This window comes from Pseudoalteromonas sp. Isolate3 (assembly GCF_022398505.1).
GTDB classification, from domain to species: domain Bacteria; phylum Pseudomonadota; class Gammaproteobacteria; order Enterobacterales; family Alteromonadaceae; genus Pseudoalteromonas; species Pseudoalteromonas apostichopi.
This window is the reverse complement of the sequence record NZ_JAKEVN010000041.1, coordinates 19977-33116: the sequence shown is the minus strand read 5'-3', so window position 1 is coordinate 33116 and position 13140 is coordinate 19977. Positions and strand designations below refer to the sequence as shown.

The following is a 13140-nucleotide window of genomic DNA, read 5'->3' as shown; positions in this document are numbered from 1 at the left end:
AAATATAACTAACTATAAAGTAACAGTATGAAAGTAACCATAAATGATGTAGCCAAGCTCGCTGGTGTTTCAATGAAAACAGTCTCGCGAGTGATCAATAAAGAGCCATCGGTCAGAAAAAAAACTTACGACATAGTGATGGACGCTGTTAACACGTTGAACTATCAACCAAACCTTGCAGCTCGTAACCTAGCAGGCACATCGTCTTTTACTGTTGGTTTAGTTTATGACAACCCGAATGCTTATTATGTCATCGACATGCAAAATGGCGTATTGTCGCGTTGTAAAGAAGAAGGCTATGAACTAGTCATTCACCCTTGTAACTACCTCGATGGCAACATGGAAGAAGACTTCAAAACCATGATAAAGCGCTCTCGTTTGGCTGGTTTAGTGTTAACACCACCCCTATCAGAACAAAGCAGTATCATCGATATGCTTGATGAAATGGGCATTCATTATGTGCGTGTACTCTCCGGTCGCCCTACAGAGGAAGACCAAGACACCTGTATTTATGTAAATGACTACGCGGCTGCATACGAAATTACTTCTCACTTACTCTCGCTTGGTCATAAAAACATTGGTTTTTTATGCGGCGATAAAGAACATAAATCTACGACTGAACGTTTAGCGGGTTATCAGGCTGCATTAAAAGATCACAGCATCATATTGAAGGATGAGCTAATCTACGAAGGCCAGTACTCTTTTGAATCAGGTGTTGAAGGTGCAAAAGCATTGCTTGGTGAGAGTAACCCGAAAAGCATCACTGCCCTACTTGGCGGAAACGATGAAATGGCAGCTGGCGCGTTATTCGCCTCACGCTTAATGGGTATTGAAATTCCACAGCAGTTATCAATTACTGGGTTCGAAGATTCTCCATTCTCGCGTCAAACTTGGCCAAAGCTTACCACAGCCCATCAAGCAAATGATGTAATTTCACAGCATGCAGCACGCCTGTTGTTCAGAAAAACCCGTGGTGCACGGAATCAAGATAAAGACATTATCACGACCTTTACCCCATCATTAGTGGTACGTGAAAGTTCAGGCCCCATAACAGCCTAACTTAAACAGCTTACAAAAAAGCCGCTAAATAGCGGCTTTTTTAATGAAGGACTGAAATTACCTTTTACAACAACGCTAAACCACCATCTAAGTTATATACCTTTTCAAAACCAAGTTGTGACAGGTTATTTGCTGCTTGCTTTGAGCGGTTACCGCTTCGACAAACCAAGATATAAGTATGCGTTTTATCTAATTGCTCTTCGACGATGGCATTTGCCATACGGCTCAATGGAATGTTGATCACTTTACTATTAGCAACGGAAAATAACTCTGAAAGGTTATTCGCGCCATGTTCATAAGGCTCACGAGTATCAATTATATAAGTAGCTTGAGAGTCAAGCATCGCTTTAGCATCCGCTGCAGTGAGCTGTTTCATAGGTGCGCTTTCAAGGGTTTCAACATAACCACATAAAGAATGACTTGCAGTATGCTTTTGTTCATCAGCTTGATGTTTTAACTCAATAAACTGCGTATCCGATATTTGGTCATTCAATAACTGTGCTAATAGCGGCGTGGTCTCTTTTTGCGCATGCCAATCCATAGCAAAACATTGTTGATAATCATGACCCGAGCAAATCACCGTTGAATCTTGTATTGCTATAGCAAGCTGCTTTAATGACTGTGCCATTTGCGCAGCATCGCCGCCACTAATAGCCGTATTACCTAAACCACCCGGTAAGATTAAATCGCCACAGAAGCAATAGCTCACATTACCACTTTGAGTATCTGTTAATAAGTAGCTGGCACTATCTTTACTATGTCCCGGTGTCGCTAATTTAGTTAAGCGTACACCAGTTAATTCGATAGCCTGTGACTCTTTAGGCCAACCAAGTTCATCTATCTCGCTAGCAACATAACGCTCTGCTAGCTCTTTGGTTAACAAACAACGAGCCGATAAACGCTCTTGGTGGTTATGGGTATCTAAAATCGCTTTTACTGTTAGACCTTGTGTCGCAACAATTTTCGCCATACGTGGAATAAGCTCGATGATAGGATCAATCACCACTGCGTTTTTATCGCTATCAACATAAAGCCAGCAGCACGCAGCTTGATGGCGAAGTTGTGTTAAGCCAATCGCACAGACTTCGTGTTGAGGTGATGTACTATCAGACACAACAAGGCAGTTTGCTTCTAGAATCGGTTTTAAAGAACGAATTTTATCGCAAGCAAAGTCAATTTCTTGTTGATTTACAGCAGGGCCAAACGACATACGTATCGCGTTTTCACTTTGCCAATCACTGGCCCCCATCGCATCAAGTACAAAACTACGATTTGCGCCTGAGCTACATGCAGAACCGCCACTAACACGGATACCCGCAGCATCAAATAAATCCATCACTTCTTTACTCGTTAATTCATTAACTGCAAAGTTCAACGTTGTTGGCACTGAATGCTCAAAACTGTGGTTAAACGTGATGCTGCCAAAGGTGTCTGTTAGTGCTCCTAATAATTGCTCACGATAAGCATGTAGCTGCTCAATTGGTTTGAATGTTTGGTTTTGTTTATCAAGTAATAACGAGAACAGCTTATTTAAACCGGCAATACCTGGTAAGTTTTCGGTGCCTGATCGCATACCGCTTTCTTGGCCGCCACCAGCAATAAACGGTGTATATGCACTGCCTTCACGAATATAAAGTACGCCAATTCCTTTAGGGGCATACAATTTATGGCCTGAGAATGGGGCGTAATCAATGGTTGTTTGGCTTAGCGCTAAGTTGGTTTTGCCTAAGGCTTGTACGCAATCTACCATCCAAGCAACATGGGTGTTTTCACTACGAATAACTTGCTCAATAGCGATTAAGTCTTGGAATACACCGGTTTCGTTATTGACCGCCATAGTACAAATCATCAGCGCATTAGCTGCATGTTTGCGAATAAATTCGTGATCTAAAATACCGTTTTTATCAACGGGAATAGCTAACACCTGTGCATTAATATCAAGCACGCTGTTCCAATGTTTTAGGGTATTTGGCACTGCTTTATGTTCTGTTGCCCCATAAAGTAATACCGGGTTCTCAATTGGGTGATTTTTCGCAGCAATAAGCGTTGAAACAACCGCCGTTTGAATACCTTCGGTTGCACCAGAGGTAAATAAAATATCGCCGTCGGTTGCGCCAATTACTTCACGCGCTTTGTTACGCGTTTGCTCTAATAAGTGCTTTGCTTGAATACCAGTAATATGAGAGCTTGATGGGTTACCAAAACATACTCGCATCGTATGCGAAACCACATCGGCAATTTCAGGAAGTACAGGAGTCGTTGCATTCGCATCTAAATAAATTTGCTGATTAGCATCGTCAGGAAGGTAAAAATTTGCCATGTAAAACGCACCATATTACTAAAAGATATATCTTATAACCTATTTTACATTTTTCACGGCTAAATTATAATAATCAATTAGTCAGTAAAGTGCGTTTTCTATACTTTTTAAGACTAAGCTAATTTTCGATTAGTTCAACCTGTTTTGAAGACCATGCATTAATAAGTGCTTTAACCAATGACGCAAGTGGTATCGCGAAAAATACGCCCCAAAACCCCCATAAGCCACCAAAAAACAGCACAGCCACTATGATAAACACAGGGTTTAAATCGACAGCTTCAGAGAACAGCAATGGCACTAAAACGTTGCCATCAAGTGCTTGGATCACGCCATAGATAATTAGAATGGTCCAAAATTGTGTTTCTAAGCCAAATTGGAATAACGCCACCGCTGCCACAGGAATAGTCACCAATGCTGCCCCTACAAATGGAATCAGAACTGATAAGCCAACCAACACACTTAATAAGGCTGCATAACGAAGATCAAGAACTGCAAAGGAGATGAAGGATGCAGTGCCCACAATTAAAATCTCGAATACCTTCCCGCGGATATAATTCATGATTTGCTGATTCATTTCTTGCCACACTTGAATGATCAAACGGCGCTGCTTTGGCAATAATCGCTCAGCACTTTGCGTCAGCTCTAATTTATCTTTAAGCATAAAGAACACTAAGAGCGGCACTAAAATCAGATAAATCAGCCAAGCTGCTACATCTTTAATAGAGGTTAACGATACGGATAACACCAACTGACCAAACTCAATGGCTTTAGTTTCAACACTGGTAACAATTGATTTAACCTGATCTTCAGTAATCAAACTTGGGTAATCTTCAGGAAGGTGTAAAAGCAGTGCTTTACCTTTCTCAATCATATATGGGGTTTCTTGAACTAGATTACTGGTTTGCTGCCAAAGCACAGGCCCCATGCCAACAATAATCATGATCATCAAGCCACTAAATACCAACATAACAAGAATCGTTGCAGTAAAGCGCTTTAAACCCAGCTTTTCTAAATGAGCAACGGGCCAATCTAGTAAATAGGCAATCACCAAGGCAACTAAAACAGGCACGATTAGCGAGCCAAAAAAGTAGAAAAATGCAAAGGTTGCAATAAGCAGTAACAACAAGGTTACTGAATGGGGATCTGAAAATTTATTTTCGTACCAGGCTTTTACATACTCAAACACGAATGGGCTCCACAGTTAGCACACCTAATTCTAGGTCAATTTTAAAATGGTAATGATGTTTTTCTAAAAATCGCTGCATATCGTCCGTTGCCTCTGCAGCATTAAATGTAAAAGTCACGGGTTGTTTAACTGATATTGCCTTATTCAACCCTAATTTAAACTGAATAAATTGTTGGGGGCACTTATAGTCCCTTAAATCAACCGTTAACATAGCGAATCAACTGCGTTATTAATATGAATAATAAGTATAAGATGTCAGCATCTTGCGGAAATAAGTCTTTATAATGAGAAACAACTCATTTTTTGCTTAAAACACGCAAAACAATAGTTTATCCTTAATCAATAACTGGTAGTAAAGGAAACATGATGCCTGGCTCGCATAATAAAGCGCAATTACCTGCGAATCCAACTCTTAAAGAGATAAATTGGTATAAAAAACAAATTAACTGGGGCGAGCTGCCGCCTTTTTATCATATGGTGGCATCATCAGTCAGCGAATCAGAAGGGATTTTAGACCACGGTTTTGATAATGCTGTTAAGCGATTAATTGACCCACGTAACTGGAACCTTGATTTATTAGGAGGCCATGTAACCGAAATGGGCGAAATTGTTTGCGAGCAAAAACCACGAATCGCATTACATCAAAGCTTTACAGATCGAGGCTTTGAATTATGGGCTTACCCTTATGCAAAAGATGTTACTGTAGATCAATTTATTAAAGACAACCGCTTTATGGAGTTTAAGGTGTGGGATCCGCACAGCATGAAAAACCTTATTCGCTTTAATCAGCTCCATAAGTTCATTGGTTTTTACTTTGAAAGAGGCGATAAAGCAGACAAAGCATTAATTCTTCATGCCCATAAAGTAGCTCATAAAATCATAACTTTTTTACAACGAGAATTGAACGTTGTTAAGCTAGATGGAGTCACAATAAAAGATTTCTATCAATTGTGCGAAAAAGACAGCCGAGCATGCAGCGACGAAATAGACATAGCAAAAGTCATGTTAGGTGAGCAAATCAACAAGGAATAAGATGCGACTAAAATTAGCCTTTATTACACTATGCAGTGCATTACTGACATTCTCGATACTGCATAGTGAGCCGTTGAAGGCACAAACTAACTTTAAGCTGCCCGATTTAGGGACCTCGGCTTTGCAAGCGTTGCCGATTGAAAAAGAGCAAGCAATCGGTGAAGTGATGATGATGCAAATTCGTGGTTCATCGCCTGTTGTGAATGACCCCGTTCTCGATGAATACCTCACTACTCTGGGCAGACGTTTGGTCGCAAACGCTAACGATGTACGTTTTCCATTTTCATTTTTCTGGCTAAACAATTCAGAAATCAATGCATTTGCATTCTATGGCGGCCATGTAGGTGTGCATACAGGCCTCATCGCACAAGCCGATAACGAAAGCCAATTTGCCTCAGTACTTGGACACGAGATAGCTCACGTCACACAACGCCACTTAGCGCGCCGTATTCAACAGCAACAAGACAACAGCGCATTAACTATCGCAGGCATGATTGCTGGTATTTTGGCTACAGTTGTTGCACCTGATGCCGGTATTGCGATTATTTCAGCGAACCAAACACAAGCGGCATTTAGTCAATTAACGCATAGCCGTGCTGCTGAGCAAGAAGCTGACCGTATTGGTATGCAAACCCTTAATAACGCAGGATTTGACCCCCGCCAATCAAGTGAGTTTTTAACTAAGCTTGCTGCACAAATTCGTTATAAGTATAAGCCGCCAGCATTTTTACTGACTCACCCATTACCAGAAAGTCGTGTATCTGATGTACGCTTACGTGCCGAGCAATACCCAAAAAGACACTATGCTGACAGCCTAGAATTCAATTTGGCTAAAAGCCGAGTGATTGCTCGTTATCAGCAAAAGTCAAAAGCAGCGGAAGATTTGTTTCGTAAATTAATGCGTGCAAATACTGTTCACAACGACACAGCTCTCAAATACGGTTTAGGTATTAGCCTGTTGGATCAGAAAAAGCTTGATGAAGCGGCCGACGTATTGAATCCATTGCTTGAGCAAGATCCAAAAAACTTATTTTATATCGATACCCATACAGACTTACTAATTGCTCAAGGTAAAGCTAACGAGGCTGTAGAATTTTTAGCTAAGTTAGATATCGATAGACCTAACAATCAGGTGATTGCCTTAAACTATGCAAATGCCGCTATTGAAGCAAAACAATTTGACCTTGCGGAGCGTATTCTAAAATCTTACTTGTTAGCAAAACCTGAGAACAATCTAGCCAAAGAGCTCATTGCTGATGTCTATAAAAAGCAAGAAAATATGGCTTCCTACCATGAAGCTCATGCCGATGTGCTCGCTCAATATGGCGCTTATTTAAAAGCAGCCGATGAAATTCAAAAAGCACTAAACTTTGTTGAGCCTGAAGAATTAGTAAAACAACAACGTTTAAAAGCCCTACTTACACAATACCGTCAATTACAAAAAGAGCTTGCGAGACTTTAAGTCTCGCGGCGCTTGCCCTAAAATAAGCCAAAATATTAAATGTGAGAACACACCATGTCTGTGACTATTTATCATAATCCACGTTGTTCAAAATCGCGTGAAACACTTGCCCTATTAGAAAGCAGTAATATTCAACCAAGTGTTGTTGAATACCTAAAAACACCGCTTAATGAACAACAAATTGCGACTTTAATTAGTCAGCTAGGTTTTACTTCAGCGCGTGAATTAATGCGTACTAAAGAAGACATCTACAAAGAGCTTGAGCTTAAAAACGAACAAAATGAAGATAAGTTAATTGCTGCGATGGCTGCCAATCCAAAACTAATCGAGCGCCCAATTGTTGAAAATAAAGGCAAAGCTGCTCTAGGTCGTCCACCAGAAAACGTATTAAGCGTGCTTTAATGGCTATAAACATTGTTGTGCTATACCACTCAAGCCATGGCTCTGTAGAAGCTATGGCTCATGAGATAGCCGAGTCGATTGAGCAACAAGGTGCAACAGCCTTGTTGCGCACTTTTGTTAAGCGTCAGTCACACGATATTGTGATCAGCAAAGATGATCTTATTAATTGTGATGGCTTAGCCTTTGGCACTCCTACTCGATTTGGCATGATGGCCTCGCAAGCAAAGAGCTTTTGGGAAACCACCAGTGATCTATGGCTTAAAGGTCAGCTGATAGATAAACCCGCTTGCGTTTTTTCGTCATCAAGCAGCATGCACGGTGGTAATGAAGCAACCTTGTTAAATCTATCACTGCCACTATTACATCACGGTATGATGTTGCTAGGTGTGCCTTATGAAGTACCTGAATTACTAGCGACTGAAACTGGCGGTACGCCATATGGTGCGACTCATGTAGCCGGTAGCAATAACAGTAATGTGTTAAGTAAAGACGAAATTAAAATATGTCAAAGCGTTGGTAAGCGCCTGACACTAATTGCGAGTAAATTACAATGAGCTTGGAACCTGAGTTAAATCAGCCTGTTGCCAAAAAACCAATTACAAAACGATTCCAACGTTTCGCACTGATTGGTTATATCGGCTTATTAGTTTTAATGCCAGTTTGGTTGTTTTTAATTGCCCCAAGAGAAGGCCATAGTAATGCCTTTATCTTTGTTGTATATATCCTGCCTCTGCTGCTACCGCTAAAAGGTATCATTCAAGATAAGCCTTATACCTATGCATGGGCGAACTTTATTGTCATGTTTTATTTCATCCATGGTTTTACATTACTTTGGGTCGCGCAAGAACAGCTGATTTGGGTATTACTTGAATTAACCTTTGCGAGCCTAATGTTCATTGGCTGCACCTATTATGCACGCCATCGCGGACAAGAACTTGGCCTTAAGATACGTAAATTAAAAGAAGAGCTGGCTGAAGAAAAAGCGGCACATGAGCACGACAAATAAACACTTTTATTTAGAAAAATGAAACAAAAAACGGCAACCTAGGTTGCCGTTTTTTATGTCACTTTATATAGTTTTTATGTCTTCACACCAACTCAGCTAAGGTGGCTAGCGCGACAATACTTGCTAGACCCACTTGGCCAATTAAGCTAAACAACGAAAACAATCTTAAAATAAAAAGTCCCCAAGGATGGCGTATATGTGGATAAAGCGCACATCGTTTCAAGCTTGTCGCAAAGAAAAAACATAAAATTGAAATTAGCGTAAAGCTAAGTGTTAGCTCACTTTTAATCGAAATACTGTCATCAAAAAAGAAGAACAGCTGCACAGGAAGTAACAAAGTTACAATCGCATGTAATAAATGTACCTTTTTAATGCGATCAAACTGCCCTTCAGGTGAAAGCTCTTTGATGCCAAAGTCATGTTCAAGGCACTTCACTAAGCTATCCGCTTTAATGCTTACTGCTAATCGGTAGCAACTTAAACCATCATTGTTACGAACTCTAAAGTCATAACCTGCTTTTAGAAGCAGCACAAGTAACGGTCCATTCTCGGCTAAAACTGCATAATGTAATGCCGTATTGCCTTTGTTGTCTTGGGATTTTTTATCTTGATACTCAAGCAAAGTCTCAACAACATTCACATAGCCTTTTTCGGTAGCCCACATAAAGGCTGTTTTACCGTTTGCGTCAGCTAATGCACCGGTTGCACCTTGCTCAATAAACCGCTTTGCCATTGTTTGTTTAGCATTTTCATGGCTTAAGTGAGCAAGTAAAGCTTGTTCAAGTAACGATGCAGAATCAACGTCTGGTGACACAAGCTTAAGCAACGTGAAATAATCTTCGCCATGGGCTACCTTTTCTGCTGCTAGCACAGTTAAAGGTTCAAGATCTGCAACAGACTCTGGAATAAAACCACTAAAGCGTTCTCTAAAGTCAACTTCAGTCCAGAGCTCCAGCACATCGTCCGCAGACATTTTCGCACCTTGATTAAGTACATGCTCTATCACAGTGAAATAGCGACGATTAAATAACTGGTGAATGAGTGTAATAGGTGTTTTAACTGCCGACTGTGCAAATGCGCTGGCGTATTTCTCTAAGCGCTGGCACAGCATTAACACAAGACTCTCAGGGGTGTAATCGTTTTCTAAAAAGTGCGATTTCATAGCATTAACATAATGCAACGCAGCTTCATCAAACTCAGAAATGTGTTGGAAATAACACTCTTCAAACGGTTCAAGAGGAGTCAACCAAGTGAGGTAGTAAATAGGCGGAAGAACCGTCGTACACACACCGTCATCTTCATTAGTAGAACGACATGCCGGCCAAGCTTCTAAAGCATCTAAAATATAGGCCCCGTTTTGCTCAGCTAATCCTTTGATCAGTAACGGGTATTCCTTTGGCCAAATCAGTACATTTTCCATTAAAAAAACACAACTCCGCTGCACATTATTCGATGTCTTATTAAGCACTCAGTTATAGCAAAATTTAACTGACAGTTTGCTTAATATTGCAACCAATAACACAGTATCTGAACAGATACTTTGGTAAACAAGAAAAGTAGCATGATTCTACCACAGAGGGTTACAGGTGCTAGCGCAAAGTAGGTGATTTTTAAAGAAAATAGAAAAGCAGCGGCACATGGACGGTGCTCACTGCTTGGTTGGAGACTGAAAGTAGCTAAAATGCTCGATGAGGTGAAGGTAATCGAGCTTTAAGCTAACTTACTTACTTGCTAATTCGCTTGTGACTTCGTCGATACCCACTTGACTGATGCGTTGCAATACTTCTTTTTGCTTCGCGCTTAACAGTGAAATGCCTTCAGCAACGATATCGTATACTTTCCACTGCTTATCTTTGCCTTGGCGTAATTTAAAGTGCAAATCGATGGCTGGCGCATTGTCATCAACAATTTGCGTTTTAACTGTTGCATAACCACCGTCGATGAGTTGTGATTGATCAAAAATAACTTTTTGGCCTGTGTATTTCATTAGTGCGCCGGCATAAGTTACTGTTAAGTAATGCTCAACCGCAGCAATAAAATCAACAGCTTGCTCACGACGTAGGCCTTTAATGTGCTTACCTAAAAGCTTATACGATACAAACTTAATATCCATGTGCGGCAATAAACGTTTTTCTACAATGCTTGCCATTGCTTCTGAACTTGCATCACCCTTCGCATTTACATTTGCGATATCAACAAATAAATCTGCTGTGACTGATTCTAATAGTTGCTTAGGCGAGCGGTCTTCACTGGCAAAAGCAGTTGCAGTAAAAAGCGCAGCTATAAGCAAAAATGAGTTAACTAGTTTGGTCATCGTATTCACCTCTCAACGAAAATTTTCGCTAATATACCGATATTAAATCCATAAAAAAAGAAACAATCCGACACCGTTTTAATGCCAATTAAGCACCAATCGGTTTTTCCCATAGTTTTCAGTCAATTGCTAAAAAATATGAAAATGTGCACAGCTTCTGTGTTTTTACGCACATTGAAAAGCCCCTACCCTCACCCTTATCTACTTGCTCACAGTCATAATGAGAAGTACCGAGATGAAACTAAAGCACCCACTAAAAGCACTTATGTTAAGTGTAGCCGCCCTACTAGCAACACCGACTTATGCCGCTTCAAACCATGGCTATGCGGTTGATTACATCCAAGGTGAAGGTGATGTGAAAGGCTTAAAGCTGGCCTACCAGTACCATATACCCAATGAAAAGCTGCCTTTTCAACACGCCCGTTTGTACTTCGAGTCTAGTTTTAATATTTGGCAGTATGGCAAAGACAACAAACATCAAACTAATATCGTGTTAGCTATGTCTCCGGTGATCCAATACCCTGTATTTAATCTGAAAAACATGCCTGTTTATGTGGAGTTTGGGATTGGTGTTTCATTGTTAGATGACACCCATTTTGCTGGCAAAAACGTTAGTACTCACTATCAGTTCGAAGATAGATTGGGTTTAGTTGCAGACCTAGGTGACGACTCAACCTTAGCAGTTAGATATTTACATTACTCAAATGCAGGCTTCAAAAGCCCTAACCCCGGCCTTGATTTTATTTCACTGTCTTATGCAAAACGATTTTAAGTGCTACTATATCGCTGTGTATATCGGCAGGATTTAAAGATGGAAACTTGGCAAATTATAGCCATTGTTGTTGCCGTATTTGGTGTGGTAGTTGGTAACCTTATGTTGCTAAAACATGCAGCAAAAATGGACTTCAAAGTGCCTAAAAGCGATGATAATGAAGATAAAAAAAGCCCTGATGAATAATCAGGGCTTTTCTATTTAAGGTTTTAGCTTTGTTTACACTAACCAATGTGCCATTAAGACAATCACCGGTAATGTTACTAAGGTTCTTAAAATAAAGATGAAGAACAATTCGATAATATTAACCGGGATTTTGCTACCTAAAAGCAGTGCACCTACTTCCGACATATAAATCAATTGCGTCACACTCATTGCAGCAATGATAAAGCGTGTTACATCACTTTCGATACTACCAGCCGCAAGAATCGACGGAATAAACATATCAGCAAAGCCAACCATAATTGTTTGTGCAGCAGCTTCAGCTTCTGGTACTTGTAATAGCTCTAAGAATGGAACAAAAGGTTTGCCCATATATTCAAAAATTGGCGTATATTCAGCAATAATCAAAGCAAATGTGCCCACAGCCATAACCACAGGTAATACAGCAAATACCATATCAAATGCGTTATGTAAGCCTTCTTTCACTGTACCAGCAAAACCCGGTGCAGTGCGTGCTTTAGCAAGTGCCACATCAAGTGAGTGAGAAACCAATGTTTTACCTTCAGGTACTGATTCTGCGTCTTTATCAGGCTCAGTTCCATCTACATAGAGATCTTTTTTAAAGCGTAGCGGTGGTAAGCGAGGCACAATTAGCGCAGCTGCTAAACCCGCTAAACACACCGTTAAATAAAACGGTGCAAATAGGTGTTCAAGCTTTACTTGACCAATAACAACTAAACAAAAGGTAATTGATACAGCTGAGAAAGTGGTACCAATAATGGCTGCTTCACGTTGTGTATAATGTTTATCTTCATACTGACGAGCGGTCATCAAAATACCTACACTACCATCACCTAACCAAGATGCCACACAGTTAACTGCACTTCGACCAGGAACACCAAAAAGTGGGCGCATAACCTTAGTTAATAACGTACCCACTAGCTCTAGGAGACCGAAATTTAATAATAACGGTAATAATAACCCCGCTAAAACAAACACAGAAAACAATACGGGCAGCAAGTCGTTTAATACTAACGCACCAGTATTCCCTGAAATAATCATTTCAGGACCTTGCTTCGTGTAAGTCAGAATAATAAATATCATGCCCAGTAACCGAACACTCAGCCACAGCCAACTAACATCAAATAAGTGTTTAATGATAAAAAACTTAAGTAATGGCTGTGGTTTAAACAGCTTTATTATCAAAGATAAAACACCGGTGATACAAACGATACTGGTGATTAAACCCAATGCAAATGGGGCAATCCACTCTTGCACTGCTTTTGCCATAACAGCAATCGGAATAGTCATTGCTTCACCTATGGGTACCGGCGTCATAAACAAAAAGACACCTATAAGTGAAGGAACGAAAAAGGTAAACAAGGTTCGCAAGTCACTGCGATTTGCTGTGTTTAAGTTAGACAT

At 40.4% G+C, this 13140-nt stretch carries 13 protein-coding genes; 8 read left to right on the top strand and 5 right to left on the bottom strand.

Features of this window, described 5'->3' with window-relative positions:
* The first annotated feature begins 27 nt into the window (after positions 1-27).
* Entirely contained in the window at positions 28-1059 is a 1032-nt protein-coding gene (locus L1D46_RS10260) for a LacI family DNA-binding transcriptional regulator (protein WP_239977511.1), read from the top strand.
* Between the two features lie 64 nt (positions 1060-1123).
* On the opposite strand, the gene L1D46_RS10255 is transcribed toward L1D46_RS10260, so the two are convergent.
* Both L1D46_RS10255 and L1D46_RS10250 read right to left on the bottom strand, forming a co-directional pair.
* Positions 1124-3379, bottom strand: a complete 2256-nt coding sequence (locus L1D46_RS10255) for an aminotransferase class V-fold PLP-dependent enzyme (protein ID WP_130051888.1) — start codon at positions 3377-3379, stop codon at positions 1124-1126.
* Positions 3380-3497: 118 nt separating this feature from the next.
* Entirely contained in the window at positions 3498-4565 is a 1068-nt protein-coding gene (locus L1D46_RS10250) for an AI-2E family transporter (RefSeq protein ID WP_130051889.1), read from the bottom strand.
* A 366-nt stretch (positions 4566-4931) separates the two neighbouring features.
* Between L1D46_RS10250 and L1D46_RS10245 the strand changes: the two genes are divergently transcribed.
* Genes L1D46_RS10245 through L1D46_RS10225 form a run of 5 tightly spaced genes read left to right on the top strand, consistent with a single transcriptional unit; the run spans position 4932 to position 8467 of the window.
* Complete coding sequence (locus tag L1D46_RS10245) at positions 4932-5597, top strand: hypothetical protein (RefSeq protein ID WP_130052308.1); 666 nt, start codon at positions 4932-4934, stop codon at positions 5595-5597.
* Between the two features lies 1 nt (position 5598).
* Positions 5599-7059 (top strand): M48 family metalloprotease, encoded by a 1461-nt coding sequence (locus tag L1D46_RS10240; RefSeq protein WP_167658490.1) that lies wholly within the window; start codon positions 5599-5601, stop codon positions 7057-7059.
* A 54-nt stretch (positions 7060-7113) separates the two neighbouring features.
* Complete coding sequence (arsC, locus tag L1D46_RS10235) at positions 7114-7461, top strand: arsenate reductase (glutaredoxin) (RefSeq protein ID WP_167658489.1); 348 nt, start codon at positions 7114-7116, stop codon at positions 7459-7461.
* Positions 7461-8015 (top strand): NAD(P)H:quinone oxidoreductase, encoded by a 555-nt coding sequence (gene wrbA / locus L1D46_RS10230; protein ID WP_130051893.1) that lies wholly within the window; start codon positions 7461-7463, stop codon positions 8013-8015. The genes arsC and wrbA overlap by 1 nt, the downstream gene beginning before the upstream one ends.
* Positions 8012-8467, top strand: coding sequence for a DUF2069 domain-containing protein (locus tag L1D46_RS10225; RefSeq protein WP_130051894.1), 456 nt, complete (start codon positions 8012-8014; stop codon positions 8465-8467). The genes wrbA and L1D46_RS10225 overlap by 4 nt, the downstream gene beginning before the upstream one ends.
* An 82-nt stretch (positions 8468-8549) precedes the next feature.
* Here L1D46_RS10225 and L1D46_RS10220 read toward each other — a convergent pair whose 3' ends face one another.
* The gene (locus tag L1D46_RS10220; RefSeq protein WP_130051895.1) at positions 8550-9887 is read right to left on the bottom strand and encodes an ankyrin repeat domain-containing protein; all 1338 of its coding nucleotides are present in this window, start codon (positions 9885-9887) and stop codon (positions 8550-8552) included.
* Between the two features lie 300 nt (positions 9888-10187).
* Positions 10188-10781: an ABC transporter substrate-binding protein gene (locus L1D46_RS10215; protein ID WP_239977510.1), complete on the bottom strand. Its 594-nt coding sequence runs from the start codon at positions 10779-10781 to the stop codon at positions 10188-10190.
* Positions 10782-11046: 265 nt separating this feature from the next.
* On the opposite strand from L1D46_RS10215, the gene L1D46_RS10210 reads away from it, so the two are divergent.
* Together L1D46_RS10210 and L1D46_RS10205 are read left to right on the top strand one after the other, a co-directional pair.
* Positions 11047-11553: an acyloxyacyl hydrolase gene (locus L1D46_RS10210; RefSeq protein ID WP_130052309.1), complete on the top strand. Its 507-nt coding sequence runs from the start codon at positions 11047-11049 to the stop codon at positions 11551-11553.
* Positions 11554-11592: 39 nt separating this feature from the next.
* Complete coding sequence (locus tag L1D46_RS10205) at positions 11593-11739, top strand: DUF2897 family protein (RefSeq protein WP_130051897.1); 147 nt, start codon at positions 11593-11595, stop codon at positions 11737-11739.
* Positions 11740-11772: 33 nt separating this feature from the next.
* Here the strand turns inward: L1D46_RS10205 and L1D46_RS10200 are convergent, their stop codons facing one another.
* The gene (locus tag L1D46_RS10200; protein ID WP_130051898.1) at positions 11773-13140 is read right to left on the bottom strand and encodes a YjiH family protein; all 1368 of its coding nucleotides are present in this window, start codon (positions 13138-13140) and stop codon (positions 11773-11775) included.